The sequence below is a fragment of the Opitutia bacterium KCR 482 genome (assembly GCA_029269845.2).
Taxonomy (GTDB): domain Bacteria; phylum Verrucomicrobiota; class Verrucomicrobiia; order Opitutales; family Intestinicryptomonadaceae; genus Merdousia.
The window spans coordinates 1,123,967-1,140,279 of the sequence record CP149973.1 but is presented as its reverse complement, the minus strand read 5'-3'; the positions used below and the strand labels follow the sequence as shown (position 1 = coordinate 1,140,279).

Here is a 16,313-nt window from a genome sequence, read left to right as displayed (position 1 = left end):
TGCGTTTGATTACGCTTTTGCGGAGGCGTTTTCGGAAGAGCCGCCGCCGTAGGACTTGTGGTCGTCGTCCTCCCAATCCGAGGGGATTTCGCCCTCGCGGTAGCGCATTTTCACGTAGTCGCGAATCGGCGCGCCCACATAAATCTGTCTGGGGCGGCTGATTTTGCCCTTTGTCTGCGACGCCACTTCGCGCCAGTGTGCAATCCACCCCGGCATTCTGCCGATTGCGAAAATCACCGTGAACATGTCGGTCGGCATTCCGATTGCTTTGAGAATGATTCCGCTGTAAAAATCGACGTTGGGGTAGAGGTTTCTCGACACAAAATAGTCGTCGCTTCGCGCCATTTCTTCGAGCCTTTGGGCGATGTCGAGAAGCGGGTCTTTCACCTTGACGATTTTCAGCACCTTTTCCGCCGCGGCGCGGAGGATTTTCGCGCGCGGGTCGTATGTTTTGTAGAGCCTGTGTCCGAAGCCCATCAGACGCGTCTTGCCCTCTTTCGCCGCCTTGACGAACGCGCTGCCGTCGTCGCCGCTGCGGTGGATTTCTTCGAGCATCTGGATAACCTGCTGGTTTGCGCCGCCGTGGAGCGGCCCCCAGAGCGCGCACACGCCCGCCGAAACCGAGGCGAACAGGTTTGCGCCGGAGCTTGCGACCATTCTGACGGTCGATGTGGAGCAGTTTTGCTCGTGGTCTGCGTGGAGCAGGAGGATAAGGTCGAGGGCTTTCGTGATGTCGTCGTGCGGGTAGTACTCGTGGTACGGCTCGGTGAACATCATGTGCAGGAAATTTTGGCTGTATCCCAAGTCGCGCTTGGGGTAGATGAGGGGCAGCCCGTTTTTCATTCTGTAAGCCATTGCGGCAATCGTGCGGACTTTGCTAAGCAGGAGCGCGGCGGCGTCGTCGAAGTGCTCCAAGTCTTGCTCCCTGTGGTTTGTGACCATGTTGGGGTAGTAGCAGCCGACCGAGTTTAGCAGCGACGACAGAATCGCCATCGGGTGCGCCGTGAACGGGAATCCGCCGTCGAAGAAGTGCATCATGCCCTCGTGGAGGCTTGCGTTGCGGAGCACTTTTTGCGAGAACGCGCTCATCTGTTTGCGCGTGGGAAGCTCTCCGTAAATTATGAGGTAGGCGGTTTCGATGAATGTCGAATTTTCCGCGAGCACCTCAATCGGAATTCCCCTATAACAGAGGATTCCCTTTTCGCCGTTGATGTATGTGATTGCGCTTTTGCACGACCCTGTGTTTGCAAATCCTTCGTCGAGCGTAATGTAGCCTGTCTGCGAGCGGAGCTTCGAAATGTCTATGCCCTTGTCGCCCGCCGTGCCTTCTACGACGGGAAGCTCGTAAGTCTTTTCGTTTAAGGTGATTTTTGCGTTTTCGGGTTTTGTCATGTTCACAATTTAAACTATCATTGAAATTTGCGGAAATTTCGCAACAAAAAAATCCTACCGCGCGTTCGCGAGGAAGTTTGCATAGAGTTGCAGGCCTTTCGACTGGCTCTTTTCGGGGTGGAACTGCGTGGCGACAAGGTTTCCGCGCGCGATTGCGCTTGTAAACGCCTGCCCGCCGTATTCCGTCGTTCCCAGCACGATTTCCGTTTGCGGCGTATCCACAAAGTAGCTGTGGACGAAGTAGAACTGGTCGGCGTCGTCGATTCCGCCGAGCAGTTTTTCGTTGCCCGCGCGTTTGAACGCGATGTTGTCCCAGCCCATGTGCGGAACTTTGAATTTTCTGTCGAGCCGCAGTTTTTTGACGCGCCCCCTAAAAATTCCGAGGCATTCGACGTCGCCCTCTTCGGAGTATTCGAAGAGCGCCTGCAAGCCGAGGCAAATGCCGAAAAACGGCTTGTCGGCGGCAATCCAGCCGCGAATTGCGTCGTCGAAACCGGTCGATTTGAGCAGCTTGATTGTGTCCACAATGCAGCCCTGTCCGGGGAATACGAGAATGTCGCCGTCCGCGATTTCCGCCGGCGCGGAGATGATTCGCGCGTTCGCGCCGACGCGCTGCCAGGCGCGGAGAACGCTCATTAAATTTCCCATTCCGTAGTCGATAACCGCAACATTTTTCATATTGAAACAAGGAAATATCGGGGGGCGCAAATTGCGAGAAAAAAATGCGTTCCGCGCGTCGGCGTCGGAGCTTCTCGGAAGCCGGCTGTCGGGAGAATTTTTGCTTCGGGCGACGCGCGGAACGCCCCGCAGCCGCGGCAAACAAAAGCTTGACCTCTTGGAACGGGTGCGGCAAAATTTCCGCATAGAACATTCCGCTATTTTATGTTAAAAAAACTCATTCCCTTTCTGCTTGCGGCGCAGTCGCTTTTTGCCGCGCACGTTTCGACGATAACTCCGCTCGACGGCGAAAAATGGTACGGCGCGGCGACAATGCTCGGCGACCAGATGCCGTTTTCGACCTTGAAGAAAAAAGTCGATTTGAACGTCTCGCACATGGCGAATCAGGCGGCTCCCTTTCTGCTTTCGTCGAAAGGCCGCTACGTTTGGAGCGAAAAGCCCTTTGCGCTCGACGCAAAAGACGGCGTAATCACGCTGACTTCCGACTTCGAAAAGCTCGAACCCGTCGCCGCGGGAAGCACTCTCAGGGACGCATTTCTTGCTGCCGCAAAAAAGCATTTCGCCCCCGACGGAAGGATTCCGCCCGAGGAATTTTTCACAAAGCCGCAGTTCAACACTTGGATTGAGCTTGTCAGGGAGCAGTCGACCGAAAACATTTTGAAATACGCGCGGGACATCGCCGCAAACGGCTTCCCCTGCGGCGTGCTGATGATTGACGGCGGCTGGGACAGATGTTGCGGCATGCTCGACTTCGACGCAAAAAAAATTCCCGACCCCAAAGCCCTCAACAGGGCAATTCACGACATGGGCTACAAGGCGATTTACTGGGTCGGGCCGTTCGTAGGCTCGGTTGGGGCGGAGTTTCTCGAATGGGAAAAGGCGGGCGTGCTGCTCATGGAAAAAAACGGAAAGCGCAAGCGCGCCGCAATAATTCCGTGGTGGAGCGGTTTCAGCGCATCGTACGATACCACAAACCCGAAAGCCCTAGACCATTTGGAAGCCCGCCTGCGCAAGCTGCAAAAAGATTTCGACATCGACGGATTCAAGTTCGACGGCGGCGACACGCACCATGTGAAAAGCCCGAACGTAAAATTTTTCTCGCCCGAAAAAACTCCGTCCGACTATACGAAAGGCTGGGCCGAGCTGGGCTACCGCTTCGAGTACAACGAAATGCGCACAACGTGGAAAATGGGCGGCAAAGCCCTCGTCCAGAGGCTTCACGACAAGCGTTGCCGTTGGGAGGACATGCAAAAGCTTGTTCCGCACATGCTCTCGGCGGGGCTTATCGGCTACGCCTATACTTGCCCCGACATGATTGGCGGCGGGGAGGTCAACTCTTTTGCCGACATCGACCGCACCAAGCTCGATCAGCGGCTGATTGTGCGCTACGCGCAGGTTTCGGCGTTGATGCCCATGATGCAGTTTTCGCTCGCGCCGTGGCGCGTTCTCGACAAAAAGCACCTCGACCTCTGCCGCGACGCCGCGCTGCTCCACACCAAGTTTGCGGGCTATATTTTGGAGCTTGCCCGCCATAGCGCAAAAACCGCCGAGCCTATCGTTCGCGCCATGGAATACCAATTCCCGAACGAGGGGCTTGCCGATGTCGTGGACCAGTTCATGCTGGGCGACAAATACCTTGTCGCTCCCGTCGTCACGAAAGAAGATTTCAGAACCGTGCGCCTGCCCAAGGGCAAGTGGCGCGACGAACTCGGCAATGTGTTCGACGGCGGCAGAACCGTGAAGATAGACGCGCCCATAGAGCGGCTTCCGTATTTTACGCGAATTTCCGAATGACGCCCCTGCGGGTTTTGCGCGAATCCGCCCAGACGTTTGCTTTTGCGGCTTCCGCTTCGGGGGCTGCGCGGCGCGGCGGATAACAAAAAAAGGAATCGGTTTTGCGCCGATTCCTTTTTTTTAGTGGTTGACCGATAGGGACTCGAACCCCAACAAAAGGTGCCAGAAACCTTTGTGCTACCATTACACCATCGGTCAATTTTGAAAGTCTCATAAGTTTGTTCCGACCGTCCGCTTTGTCAAGGCGTTTTTTAGCTTTTTTTGCGGCGGCCGCGCTTTTATCTTTGACAACGCTCCAAAAAACAAATTCCATTACCCGCAACCAATGGACGACGACCCCCACAAATTATCGGAAAATCTCGAAGACTACCTCGAAGCGATAGCCTCGCTGGAAGCCAAAAACGGTACTGCGCGTCCGACGGATATCGCAATAGCAATGTCCGTAAAAAAACCCTCCGTCACCGCCGCGCTCAATTCGCTTTCCGAGCGCGGACTTGTGGAATACGAAAAATACAAGCCCGTTTCACTTACAAAAGACGGCCGCGCGGTTGCCGTAAACGTCCGCCGCAAACACGAGCTATTGAAGGGCTTTTTTACAGACTTCCTCGGTGTCGATAGCGCCGCCGCCGATTCCGCCGCATGCAAAATGGAGCACGCGCTTGAAGACGACATCATGCGCAAGCTCGTAAAATTCATCGCAACACTGCGCCGCGAGGCGTCGCCCGATTCGCTCGAAAAATAGCACGGCTTAGTTGCGGCGCGGGAACGGCGCATGCGGCTTTTCCGCGGGTCGCTTTTTGCCTTGTTTTGCGCGTTGTCCGCGCCTTTTTTTTTCGCCGCGCGTCTTGCGGTTTTTTGCGCGGGGCAATTCAAGCCCCGCATAAACAAAAAACTCCCCCGATTTTTCTGATTCGGGGCGTTCGGTTTTTGCGTTGCGGATAGCGCGTTATTGCAGTTCTCCGCGCAGGTATTTGTCCATTGATTCCGCCGCCTGTTTTGCCTGAACCATCGCGCCCACGATTGTAAGCGGGCCGGTAACAACGTCGCCGCACGCGAACACGCCCGCCATCGAGGTTTGGAGCGTCTGCGGGTCTACGGCTATCGTGCCGTTCGGGTTCAGTTTGAGGTGCATGCAGTTGCGGGCAAGTCGGTCGCGCGGCTTGCTGCCCGTCGAAAGAATGACGGTGTCGCAGTTGAGCACGAATTCCGAGCCTTCTATTTCCACTGGCACGCGGCGTCCCGACGCGTCAGGCTCTCCCATTTGCGTCTTGACGCATTCAATTCCGTAGACGTTGCCCGTCTTGTTGTACAAAATTTTCTTTTGGAGCGTGTTCCCGATTATCTCCACGCCCTCGCTGCGGGCGATTTCGATTTCGTCGGCGCGCGCGGGCATTTCCTCGACCGAGCGTCTGTAAACCACCGTCGATTTCGCCCCGCACCTGAGCGCGACTCTCGACGTGTCAATCGCCACGTTTCCGCCGCCGATTGTAATGACGTTTTCGGCGTGTATGGGCGATACCATCATTCTGTCGCCAGCCATTGTGGAGAGGTTGAAACGCGCCAAAAATTCGTTCGAGGTATAGACGCCCTTTGCGTATTCGCCCGCGATGTACATTGTTATCGGACGCCACGCGCCGGTCGCCACAAGGACGGAGTCGTAGCGTTCGCGCAGTTCGTCGAGGCTGTACGGCGGCTCGCCTATGCCGATTCCGTAGTGGATATTGACGCCCATTTTTTCGAGGCGCGAGATTCTTTCGAATACGATTTCGCGCGGGAGCCTGAATTCGGGAATGCCGTACATCGTAACGCCTCCGGGGAGGTCGCGCCCTTCGAAGACCTCCACCGCGTGCCCCATCTCGGAAAGCTTTTCGGCGGCTGTGATGCCCGCGGGGCCAAGCCCGATTATCGCCGTGTGCTTGCCCGTAGGCGGCTTGCATTCGGGAATATGCGTGTGCCCGTTGATTCGCACATAGTCGGCGGCGAAGCGTTCGAGCGCGCCGATTGCCACGGGCTTGCCGCGTATGCCGAGCACGCACGAGCCTTCGCACTGCTTGCTCTGGTTGCAGAGGCGTCCGCATATCGCCGACATCGTCGACTGCGCCGCGAGTTTTTTTGCCGCTTCCGCCACGTTGCCGTTTGCGATTTCGTATACAAATTCGGGTATGTTGATGTGGTTGGGGCAGCCTATTTGGCAGCGCGGCTTGGGGCAGTGCAGGCAGCGCGACGCCTCCGCCATTGCAGCTTTTTTAGTGATTCCGTAGTAGGCTTCGCCGTCGTCGGTGATGCGTATTTTTTCGGTGCATTCGTGGACGTCCATTCTCGGAAGCCCCGAAGCCGTAAGTTTTTTGTTTTCCGAACTCATAATAATATCCCGATTATTTTTGAATTATGTCCCGCGCGAATCAACATTATTCGCATTTCGGCGCAAATTTTGCGCCTATTTCGACCTTTTCCATTTGTACGCCGCCGCCGCGATTATCCAGAAGCTTGCCGACACCGCCGTGCTTTGGAACGGCGCGTCTACGACTCCCGCCGCCGCGACCGCGACCGCCGAGAGCAGAAGCGCAAGCGACGCCGCCGAGAATCCGCCGCCGAACAGCGTTCCCGCAAACAGGAAAATCGGCGCGATTGCCGCAAGAATTAGCCCGACTTTCCCGTTTTCGACCAGCTTTTGCAGAAGGTCCGAGCGCGGCGATTCCGTCGGCTCGCCGCCCAAGTCCGCGCCCTGCGAAAACGCCATGAGCGTTTTGTAGGACGCGCTTCCCCAGCCCGTAGCCGGCGCGGTTTCGGCGAGTTTGCGCGAGTCCTCCAAGATTCCCGCGCGGATTTCGGCGGGTATCGACGTTTCGAAAAGTCCGCCCGCGCCGTCCGCCGCCGCGTCGGAAACGGTTTTTGCCGCGAAGAGAAAAGCCGCGACCGCCGCCGCCGCGTAGCATGCCGCGGGAACGGCAAGGTGCGCCCGTTTGTATTCGGACTTCAAATGCCTTGCCGCCGCATTGCGTTCGGCGTTTCTTTTTGTCGGAAGCGTGTCGAGCGCAAGCAGAGCAAACGACGCCCCCGCGAGCGCGAGTGCCAGCGTCTTTTCGACGGGCGTCCCCGCTTTGAGAATGCCGAGCAGAATCGCCGCCGCAACCGCGACCGCCGCGAGTCTCTGCGACGTCGCGAAAGTTTCGAGCCTGAACCTCTGCGGCGAGCCGAGAGCCGTCGCGAATGCCGCTCCCAGCCAGAGCATGCCGAACGCCGCCCACTGCGGGGCGTCGGCGAAAGTGGAGAACGAGTGCTCGCCGAGCGACGGAAGCGGCAGTTGCGGGATAGTTTCGAGCGGGATTTTCAGCAGTCCGAAAACCGACAGCCCAGCCGCCATGCACGCGCCCGCGAAAAGTATTTTGCGTATTATGTAGCGCGAGCTTGTGATAAACAGAATCGACAGCCCGCACGCCGCCGCCGCCAGATTCGCGAGGTCGGAAAACACCGCCGCCGAGAACGGGAACGCCGCCGATACTATCGGCGCGTCTGTTTGCGCGAGCGTCAGGTTGCCGTTTGCGTCTTCCGCAAGGACGGGGCTGCCCGCGAGCGTCAGCGCAAGCTGGGCAATCAACGGCGAGAGCGCAAGAAGGTAGAGCGCGAAAGTGTGCTTGGGCGCGTCCGCCCAGCCGCGCGAGTACGCAAGCACGTTCAGCGGCGCAAGCACCCCGAACGCGAGGAAAAGCCCGCCCGCGAGAGCCGAGCCGCCGCCGAGCAGAAGCGCGGGAATCGCCGTCATTGCAAGGACGTTCGCCACGAGGAAACTTTCGTTTCCGTTTCTCGCGCCGTTAAGAACTGCCTCTTCGTCGAGCATCTATTTTGAAAAGCAGATTGATTTTGCGATTTCGTCGGCGACGTTTCCGCCTTCGAGAGCCGCGAGTATTTCAAGACCGAATTCCACCGCCGTTCCCGCGCCGCGAGAGGTAATCACGCAGCCGTCGCGCACGACGTTTTTCGAAACGTCGGCGTTTTCGATTTTGTCCGCGACCGACTGGTGCGCCGTGCATTTTTTCCCCTTCAAAATCTCCATTTCCGCAAGAACCATGGGAGCCGCGCAGATTGCCGCCACGATTTTCCCGCCGTTCAAATGGCGTTCGAAAAGCCCGCGCATGGGGGCGATGTCGTCGGGGTGCATGTCGAGAATGTCGTATACCCCGGGGCCTCCTGGGAGGATTACCGCGTCGAAATTTTTCTTGCACGCCTCCGCGAAAGGTTCGTCGGCGTCAATCGCGATTCCGCTTCTGCCGATAATTTCTAGGGAGTCGCCGAGGGCGGCGGTCGTCACGTCCACGCGGGCGCGGCGCAGAATATCCACGGGGGCGATAGCCTCCAATTCCTCCACTTTGTCGAAAAGTATTACAAGAGCTTTTTTCATAATTTCGGATTTTTTATAAAGTTTTCTACTTCCGCCGCGTATTCGGGCGACGACGAAATGTTGTTGTGTCCGTAGCCTTTCAGCCACACGAGCTTCTTTGGGCACTTCGCCGCGTCGAAATTTTCGCGGGCGTTGCGCGGGGCGACAATCGCGTCGCGCGTTCCGTGCAGGATTAGCAGCGGGCATTTAAACTCGGCCACTTTCGACGAATTGTCGAGTATTTTCCACGGAATGATGTCTATCGGGAGCGTCGTTTTTGCGCCGTTTGCGATTCCCCCCGCGAGGATTATCCCGCGCCAGCCGTCCCGCTTTTCGGCGACGGCGCACACCGCCGCGCTTCCGAGCGAGAAGCCGAAGAGCACGGTGTTTTCGGGCGCGTAGCCGAATTTTGCGGCGGCGTAATTCCACGCCGCCTCCGCCGATTCGTAGAGGTTTTTCTCGGTCGGTCTGCCCTCCGAAAATCCGTAGCCGCAGTAGTCGTACGAGAACACGTCGAAGCCGCGTTTGCGAAGCTCCTCCAAGCCCGGTCGGACAAGCCCCAAGTCCTCTCCGTTGCCGTGGCAGTAGAAGATTTTGGGCGCGTCGGGCTTGCCCGATTTCAGCATGAGGGCGGCGAGCTTCGTGCCGTCGGGCATTTCGAAAAACGAAAGCTCCCGCGTTTTGACGTATGTCCGCGCGGGCGGGTGGAACATCAGCGCGTTTGCGAACAGTTTTGCCGCCGCCAAAATTCCGCAGTAGACGAGGGCGGCAAGGCACAGCAATGCGGCGGCGGTTTTCATTTTCGCGCAAGTTTGTCGAGGTTGACCCAGTGGCGGTTTTCGATTGCCTCGGGGCGTCTGTCGGGCGGCAGGTCGGGGGAGGCTTCGAGCCATTCGAGCAGAATCGCCGAGTCCGCGCCCGCGCTTTTTGCGATTGAAAGTATCTGCTTGCGGCGTTTTGAAAACACCGCCCTCATAATCTCGCGCGTTTTCGGCGCGAACGTGTACGCGTCGGGCTTTTTCGAAAGCGGAAGCAGCATGGAATCGACCGACGGGCGCGGGTGGAAGCACGCCGCCGACACTTTGTGGGGCGTCTGCACGTCGTAAGCCTCCGAGAGCAGAACGGAAATCGGCGAAAATTCGCCAGAGCCGTTCCGCGCCGCAAAGCGCAATGCCGCCTCCTTTTGGAGCATGAGCGACATCTTTTGAGGAAGCCTGCCCGCGAGGATTTTGTCGAGCCACGGCGTGCTGATTGCGTAGGGCAGGTTTGCCACAACCTTGAAATTGTCGGCGTCGGGCGGCAGGTTCGCAAGCGGGTATTCCACGGCGTCGGCGTTGATTAGGTCGAGGTTCGGGTTGCCGCCGAAACGGCCTTTCAGAAATTCGAAAAGCCTTTTGTCAAGCTCGACGGCGTAGACTTTTGCGCCGCGTTCGAGCAGCGCGCCCGTGAGCGTCCCCAAACCGGGGCCTACTTCCACAACGGTGTCGCCCGCGGAGACTTCGGCGAGTTCGAGCGATTTCCTCACAATGTTTGCGTCCACCAAAAAGTTCTGCCCGAACTTTTTTACGGGCGAGTGTCCGATTTCGCGCAAAATTTCCGTCGTCTGTGACGGCGAAAGCTGTCCGTTGTATTCCATATATCGCCAATATTCTTTCTTTTTCGGCGTTTAGCGCAACAATTTTATTTTTGCGTCGGGCAGTTTTGAAGCGCGGCTTGCGCCGCGGGCTTCGCGGTTTTCTTTGGGTAGAAGCCGATTCCGAACGCGAGCGCAAGCCCCGCCGCGACGAAAAGAACCGCCGCCGCCTTGCTCTTTTTGCAAATCGCGTTTTTGACGAATTTTGCGTTCAGCAGAATGTGCAGGAGCGCGCACGCCGCCGCCGCAAAACCCGCGTACAGGTGCAGGGTCTCCCAGTCGTGCTTTCCCATTCCCATGACCGTTTGCATGCCCGCGCCTTTTACGAAAGTGTATTCGAGCATTATTCCCGTTCCGAGTAGGAAGCAGAAGAGGAGGTAGAGCAGGGTGTCGTTTATTTTTCTAATCATAATTGTTGCGCCTTTTTCAAAGCTCCGTTTGAGCGCGGCGGATTGCGAAGTATTCGTCGAGCGTGTCGGGGGCTTTTGCTCCCGCGGAAATTTTTTCGCGCATGAGTTTCGCCGCGTAGAGGGCGCGTTTTAGCATCGCCGCCTGCACGTTTTTCGGATCGGCGGCGTTTGCGCCGAGCGCGGAGAGCGACTTTCCCGCCTCCTCTTCGACTTCGCCGCAAAACTTCAACGCAGTGTCGGTCTCGCCGATTTTCCAGTATCTGTACGCCGCGTAGATTCTGTTTGTGGTGTCGCCGTTTTTTGCGCCCCGCGCGAACCAGTCGGCGGATTTTTTCGCGTCTACGGGGAAGCCGTTCCTGCCCTCTGCGTACATCGACGAAATTTTGAAACAGCAAGACGGGTCTTTCTCCGCGAGCTTTTCGAAATAGTATTGCGCCTTTTCCTGATTCTGCGGCAGGAAGCGTCCGCGCGCGTACATCTTTGCGACTTTCTCGATTGACTCCGCATGCCCCGCGTCCGCCGCCTTTTTGTACCAGAACACTGCGCGGGCGCGGTTGCGCGGAAGCCCGTCTTCGCCCGACATGAACTTTTCGGCGACAGCCGCCATCGCCACCGCGTTGCCGCTTTCCGCCGCCGCGAGCTGCATTTGCGCGAACTTCGCCCGCCACTTCGCAAGCTCCTCTTTGTTCCCGAGGTTTTCGTGTATTTCGACGAGCTTCACCACGGCGTCGGCATTGCCGCTTTCCGCCGCGAGGGTAATCCAGTACAGGGCTTTGAGCTGGTCTTTAGGCACGAGGAATCCGTACAGGAACGCGTTTCCGAGCGACCATTTGTCGTTGGCGTCGCCCGCGTTTGCGGCGGCTTCGCGCCATTTCACGGCTTTTGCGAAGTCGCGCTTGACGAGTTTCCCCTCGCCGTAGATGTAGCCCAAGTACGCCATCGCCGCCTTTTCGTTTTGCGCGGCGGATTTTTCGAGCCACTCCACGGCCTTTGCCGCGTCGGCGGGAAAGCCGTTCGCGCCCTTTGCGTAGAACGAGCCGAGCGCGAGCTGCGCGGCGGCGTCGCCCGCCATCGCCTTTGCGGCTATTGCGCCGCCGTCCGCGGCGTCCGCCTGTCTGCGTTGCGCCCCGATTTGTCCGAGGCTTTGCGCGGTTGCCGCGCACGCCAGAGCCGCCGCCGCGAGGGTTGCCAGAAGTTTTTTCATCGCTTTTTGAAAATCATTCTCGACTGGAATACGGCGAAGGTTTTTCCCGATTCCGCCGATTTTATCGCGACGTCGCAGAGCGCGGTTTTTTCGTCGGAATACGAAATCGACGCCTCCGCCACAACCGTTTCGTTTGCGGGGCAGGGCGAGAGGTAGTTGATTGAAGCCCCGGAGCTTATCGCGACCCGTCCGTCGGCGTTTGCCGCCAGCGCCGACGCGAAGTCGGCAACGGTGAACAAAAAGCCGCCATGGGCGATGTCCACCCCGTTCAAAAATTTTTCCTCCGCTTTTCCGCGGACTTTCGCCGCGCCGAATTTGCATTCGAGCGTTTCAAGCCCCAGCGTTTTCGCCATTCTGTCTCTGTCGGTATTTGCCATTGTCTTATGAAAAAGGCGCGTTTCGGATTCATTCGTCCGAAAACGCGCCCAAATTAAACCGTTGTCTTTAACTTAGATTTTTGTGCCTTCCACGGGCGCGATTTCGTTGAAGCCTTGCAGGAGCTTTTTGGTAATCGGGCCGGGTTTGCCGTCGCCGATGCTTCTGCCGTCGAGTTCGACGAGGGGAATGAGCTTTGCCGCGGTTCCCGTGAGGAAGCATTCGTCCGCCGTCCAGACGTCGAAACGCGCGAGCGGCTTTTCGACGACTTCAATGCCGAGCCTCTTTGCGACGTCGAGCACCGCGCGGCGCGTCATGCCGCCGAGCGAGCCGCAGCTGACGGGCGGCGTAATGAGCTTGTCTTCGAAAACGATGAACACGTTGTCGCCGCTGCATTCCGCGACGTAGCCTTCGTTGTTGAGCAGCAGGCATTCCTGATAGCCCAGTTTGTAGGCTTCGATTTTCGCGAGAATGTTGTTGAGGTAGTTGAGGCTCTTGACCATGGGGGGCAGCGCCGCGTGCGAGTTTCTGCGCGTGGGAACGGTGATTGCCTTCAAGCCCTTTTCGTACGTTTCGTTCGGGTATAGCTGGATTTGGTCGGCGATGATTATAAGCTGCGGGTCGGAGCAGGTGAAGGGAGAGAGGCCCAGCTTGCCTTTGCCGCGCGAGATAATCAGGCGGATATAGCCGTCGGTGAGGTTGTTTGTGCGGCAGGCGTCGCAGACGGCGTCGGCGATTTCCTGTTTTGTCCAGGGCAGGTCGAGCATGATTGCCTTCGCGCTGCGGAAGAGTCTGTCCATGTGCATGGGCAGGCGGAAGACGTTTTTATTGTAGAGGCGGATACCCTCGAAGATACCGTCGCCGTACATAAAGCCGTGGTCGAAAACCGACACTTTTGCGTCGTTTTCGTCGTAGTATTTTCCGTTGATGTAAACTTTCATTGTCTGTTGTTCTGTTGTAAATGTTTTTGTTTGGTTTGCGCGGCGGCGCGTTCGCGCTGCGGCTGCCGTAAAAATTGAATATATTTTTGCGCCGCGCGGCGGTTCGTCAACTTTTTTATTGCGCGAATCGCCGCGTATTTTCGCCGCCGCTCCGCTTTCCGACTCCTACTTGCCGTAGGAGTCTTTGAGCGCGACCGTGCGGTTGAACACTGGCTCGCCGTCTTTCGACATTTTCGAATCCGCCATGAAGTACGCGTTGCGCTCGAATTGCAGCGGCGTTCCCGCCTTCGCCTCGGCGAGCGCGGGCTCGCCGAAAAATTCGGCTTCGGTGAGCGAGTTCGGGTTGAGGAAGTCCTTGAAATCCGAGCCTTCGGGGAGGTCGTTCATGTCCGCCCGCGTGAAGAGGTTTTCGTATAGCATTGCGCGGCCCCTGATTGCCGAGCCCTTTTCGACCCAGTGGATTGTCGCCTTGACTTTGCGCCCGTCGGGCGAGTTTCCGCCGCGGCTTGCGGGGTCTATCGTGCAGACGAGCTTTACGATGTTTCCGTCGGCGTCCTTGACGACCTCTTTGCACTTCATGAAGTACGCGTAGCGCAGGCGGACTTCGGTGTCGGGCGAGAGGCGGAAGAACTTTTTGGGAGGGTTTTCCATGAAGTCGGCGCGTTCGATGTAGATGTGTTTGCCGAACGGAATTTTGCGCGTGCCCGCCGATTCGTCCTCTGGGTTGTTGACGGCGTCGAGCATGTCGATTTTGCCGTCCTCCCAGTTTTCGATTTCGACTTCGAGCGGGTCGAAGACCGCCATGCGGCGGAGCGCGACTTTGTTCAAGTCCTGACGCACGCAGTGTTCCAGCAGCGAAAGCTCGGTGAGGCTGTTGAACTTTGTGCAGCCGACCGCCTCGCAGAAATTCCTAATCGACGCGGGCGTGTAGCCCTTGCGGCGCATTCCCGCAAGGGTGGGCATACGCGGGTCGTCCCAGCCCTCGACGACCTTTTCGGCGACGAGCTGTTGGAGCTTGCGCTTGCTCATCATCGTGTAGGTAAGGTTGAGCCTTGCAAATTCGTACTGGCGCGGGTGCACTTTGAGCGTTTTGAGAATGCTCGTGTTGTCTATGAACCAGTCGTAGAGCGGGCGGTGCACTTCGAATTCGAGCGTGCACATTGAGTGCGTGATTCCCTCGATTGCGTCGGACAGGCAGTGGGCGAAGTCGTACATCGGGTAGATGCACCATTTGTCGCCGGTGCGGTGGTGTCCGGCCTTTTTGATTCTGTAAATGGCGGGGTCGCGCATATGCAGGTTTGGGGAGTCCATGTCTATCTTTGCGCGGATTACATACTGCCCCTCCTCGAATTCGCCCGCGCGCATGCGGCGGAAAATGTCGAGGCTTTCCTCGGGCGGTCTGTCGCGCCACGGGCTTGGTTTGCCGGGCTTCCCCGGAACGCCGCGGTATTCCTTGAACTCCTCCGCGCTGAGCGTGCATGCGTACGCCTTGCCCGCCATAATCAGCTCTTCGGCGAGGGCGTAGAGCTTTTCGAAATAGTCCGACGCGTAGAATTCGCGGTCGCCCCAGTCGAAGCCGAGCCAGTGGACGTCTTCCTTGATTGCGTCCACAAAGCGGGTTTCCTCTTTGTCGGGGTTTGTGTCGTCGAAACGCAGATTGCACAGACCGCCGTTTTCCTGCGCCATGCCGAAGTCGAGGCAGAAAGCCTTGGCGTGCCCGATGTGCAGGCAGCCGTTCGGTTCGGGCGGAAAACGCGTGTGGACAGCCGACGGCGGCAGGCCGTTCTTGATGTCCTCGGCGATGATTTGCCTTATGAAGTGCATTGGTTTTGTTTCTTCGCTCATAGTTTAAAAGAATTCGGCGCAAAATTATTAGTGCGTATTTTTAATCGTCAACCAAATATCACGGCGCTCTAACGCGCCTAAAATTAGAGTGCTTGCGCACGAAGATTTTTAGAGTGCGTTGGGATAAAAGTTTAGTAGGGCGTTTCGTCAACTACTATGCATAGGGAAATCCGCGTGTGCCCTGCGCCACGCAAGTGCGTGAAATCGCCGTCTGAGTGTCCCTAATTTTTCTCCAAAAAGTCGCAGTCGAAGAAATCGCGGTCGAGTCTGTCTTTTACTGCGGGTTTGCCGTTGGGCAAAATAGAGCCTCTTGCGCGTACGTCGAGCTGTTTGTTCTTTATTTTGTTTTCGATTAGCACGAAGTTTTCGGGGACGTCGAACGTGCAGTTCGAAAATCTCATGGAGGTTTTGCCGAAGTCTTTCATGTCCGAATTGCAGAAGAACAGAATTTTGTTTTTCTTCAAATGGCAGTTGTTCATGACCATCGAGTCTATCGGGGTAAGCGACGTCAGAAACGGTTTCGGCTCGTCGAACATCACGCGGACGTTGTCGAACACCAAGCCGCTTTGCGACACGAACGGCGCGTTCGGATAGTACGAGCGGCTGTAAACGCCGTTGTCGAAGTGCACGGAAAACGCCGTGCGCGGTTTGTATAAAAATATGTCGCGGAAGACCACGTTGCGCACGCCCGCGGTGTATGTCGCGCCGTCCTGCACGACGCGCCAGAGAATGCCGTCGAGCGTTTGCGTTCCGCTTTTGTGCGTCGGGCGCGTTTTCGATATGTACGTTTTGCCGTCGGGTTTGTTTACGCTTCGGTAGATTCGCCCGTCGGATACGACGCTGTCGGAGCGTTGTATTTTCATGCCCTCGCGCCAGTCGGTCCACGAGCCGCCGAGGATTCGGCAGAAGTAGCCCACGGTTTTTTCTTCGTTGCGGTCTACGATGTTTTCTATGACGCCGTCTTCAATCCAGCCCAGTTCGGGGTTTGAGGTGGAGTAGTCGTGGGCGTTGAGGGCTATTGCGTCGTCGAATGTGGTGAAGTCGCAGTCGGCTATTTTGAATGTCTTGCCGCGTCCGAGGTGCACGCCGTCCTTCTTGCCTTTGATGATTGCGTCGCGCACGATTATGTTTTCGAACGCGCAAATCTGGATACAGAACTGTCCTTTCTCCAAGTCGGCACAGCGGAAGTTTTCAATCCGCAGGTCTTTTACATAGAAGAACGACAGATGCCCGATTAGCCCGACAATCGGAGTATTGCACTGGTCGATTCCGCCGACCGACAAATTCAGCCCCGTTATGCGGATATTTTCATTGAACGTTTTGTCGTACGCGCCCTTGTTGACGAAAGCGTAGGGGAAGGACGCGCCCTTTGCCGCCGTCTTTCTTACGACCGTATCCGCGCCGAAAACAAGGTGCGTATTGTCGCCGATTCTTATTTCCTTCGAGATTGCGTAGACGCCTTTTTTCGAAACGGCAATCGTTCCTCCGCCGTCTACCGCCTTTTGCAGAGCCTCGGCGTTTTTGAAGCCGTCGTTTTCGGGCAGAAACCCGAATTGCGCGGCGTCCTTAAATTGCGCGTGGGCCGACGCGGCAAGCATGGACAGCGCGAGAGAGAAGCGGAAAATCGCATTCTGAATTTTTTTCATTTTTGCGTGTATGAGTT

At 57.2% G+C, this 16,313-nt stretch carries 15 protein-coding genes and 1 tRNA gene; 2 read left to right on the top strand and 14 right to left on the bottom strand.

Translation table 11 applies throughout. From position 1 onward, the window contains the following. Nucleotides 1–9 precede the first annotated feature (9 nt). Complete coding sequence (locus P3B99_004705) at nucleotides 10–1,392, bottom strand: citrate synthase (GenBank protein WYJ08422.1); 1,383 nt, start codon at nucleotides 1,390–1,392, stop codon at nucleotides 10–12. A 54-nt stretch (nucleotides 1,393–1,446) separates the two neighbouring features. Continuing rightward, a complete protein-coding gene (hisH, locus tag P3B99_004700) occupies nucleotides 1,447–2,070 on the bottom strand; it encodes an imidazole glycerol phosphate synthase subunit HisH (protein ID WYJ08421.1) in 624 nt (207 codons plus the stop codon). Between the two features lie 204 nt (nucleotides 2,071–2,274). On the opposite strand from hisH, the gene P3B99_004695 reads away from it, so the two are divergent. Continuing rightward, entirely contained in the window at nucleotides 2,275–3,864 is a 1,590-nt protein-coding gene (locus tag P3B99_004695) for a glycoside hydrolase family 31 protein (protein WYJ08420.1), read from the top strand. A gap of 124 nt (nucleotides 3,865–3,988) precedes the next feature. On the opposite strand, the gene P3B99_004690 is transcribed toward P3B99_004695, so the two are convergent. Next, nucleotides 3,989–4,062: transfer RNA gene (locus P3B99_004690), tRNA-Gln, on the bottom strand. Nucleotides 4,063–4,189: 127 nt separating this feature from the next. Between P3B99_004690 and P3B99_004685 the strand changes: the two genes are divergently transcribed. Continuing rightward, nucleotides 4,190–4,606 carry a metal-dependent transcriptional regulator gene (locus tag P3B99_004685; GenBank protein ID WYJ08419.1) on the top strand — a complete coding sequence of 139 codons (417 nt, stop codon included), beginning with the start codon at nucleotides 4,190–4,192 and terminating at the stop codon, nucleotides 4,604–4,606. Between the two features lie 204 nt (nucleotides 4,607–4,810). On the opposite strand, the gene P3B99_004680 is transcribed toward P3B99_004685, so the two are convergent. From P3B99_004680 to P3B99_004630, 11 genes are all read right to left on the bottom strand, one after another. Then, the gene (locus tag P3B99_004680) at nucleotides 4,811–6,226 is read right to left on the bottom strand and encodes an NAD(P)-dependent oxidoreductase (protein ID WYJ08418.1); all 1,416 of its coding nucleotides are present in this window, start codon (nucleotides 6,224–6,226) and stop codon (nucleotides 4,811–4,813) included. Between the two features lie 75 nt (nucleotides 6,227–6,301). Continuing rightward, nucleotides 6,302–7,702: a hypothetical protein gene (locus P3B99_004675; GenBank protein ID WYJ08417.1), complete on the bottom strand. Its 1,401-nt coding sequence runs from the start codon at nucleotides 7,700–7,702 to the stop codon at nucleotides 6,302–6,304. Next, the gene (locus P3B99_004670) at nucleotides 7,703–8,263 is read right to left on the bottom strand and encodes a DJ-1 family glyoxalase III (GenBank protein WYJ08416.1); all 561 of its coding nucleotides are present in this window, start codon (nucleotides 8,261–8,263) and stop codon (nucleotides 7,703–7,705) included. Continuing rightward, nucleotides 8,260–9,042 (bottom strand): alpha/beta hydrolase, encoded by a 783-nt coding sequence (locus P3B99_004665; protein ID WYJ08415.1) that lies wholly within the window; start codon nucleotides 9,040–9,042, stop codon nucleotides 8,260–8,262. The genes P3B99_004670 and P3B99_004665 overlap by 4 nt, the downstream gene beginning before the upstream one ends. Further along, nucleotides 9,039–9,878, bottom strand: a complete 840-nt coding sequence (rsmA, locus tag P3B99_004660) for a 16S rRNA (adenine(1518)-N(6)/adenine(1519)-N(6))-dimethyltransferase RsmA (protein WYJ08414.1) — start codon at nucleotides 9,876–9,878, stop codon at nucleotides 9,039–9,041. The genes P3B99_004665 and rsmA overlap by 4 nt, the downstream gene beginning before the upstream one ends. A 44-nt stretch (nucleotides 9,879–9,922) precedes the next feature. After that, the gene (locus P3B99_004655; GenBank protein ID WYJ08413.1) at nucleotides 9,923–10,285 is read right to left on the bottom strand and encodes a DUF4405 domain-containing protein; all 363 of its coding nucleotides are present in this window, start codon (nucleotides 10,283–10,285) and stop codon (nucleotides 9,923–9,925) included. A 16-nt stretch (nucleotides 10,286–10,301) separates the two neighbouring features. Beyond that, a complete protein-coding gene (locus P3B99_004650; protein WYJ08412.1) occupies nucleotides 10,302–11,489 on the bottom strand; it encodes a tetratricopeptide repeat protein in 1,188 nt (395 codons plus the stop codon). Further along, complete coding sequence (locus tag P3B99_004645) at nucleotides 11,486–11,866, bottom strand: hotdog fold thioesterase (GenBank protein WYJ08411.1); 381 nt, start codon at nucleotides 11,864–11,866, stop codon at nucleotides 11,486–11,488. The genes P3B99_004650 and P3B99_004645 overlap by 4 nt, the downstream gene beginning before the upstream one ends. Nucleotides 11,867–11,938: 72 nt before the next feature. Further along, nucleotides 11,939–12,805 (bottom strand): branched-chain-amino-acid transaminase, encoded by an 867-nt coding sequence (ilvE, locus tag P3B99_004640; protein ID WYJ08410.1) that lies wholly within the window; start codon nucleotides 12,803–12,805, stop codon nucleotides 11,939–11,941. 165 nt (nucleotides 12,806–12,970) lie between these two features. Further along, the gene (locus P3B99_004635; GenBank protein ID WYJ08409.1) at nucleotides 12,971–14,650 is read right to left on the bottom strand and encodes a glutamine--tRNA ligase/YqeY domain fusion protein; all 1,680 of its coding nucleotides are present in this window, start codon (nucleotides 14,648–14,650) and stop codon (nucleotides 12,971–12,973) included. A gap of 221 nt (nucleotides 14,651–14,871) precedes the next feature. After that, nucleotides 14,872–16,296 (bottom strand): hypothetical protein, encoded by a 1,425-nt coding sequence (locus P3B99_004630; protein WYJ08408.1) that lies wholly within the window; start codon nucleotides 16,294–16,296, stop codon nucleotides 14,872–14,874. Nucleotides 16,297–16,313 lie beyond the last annotated feature (17 nt).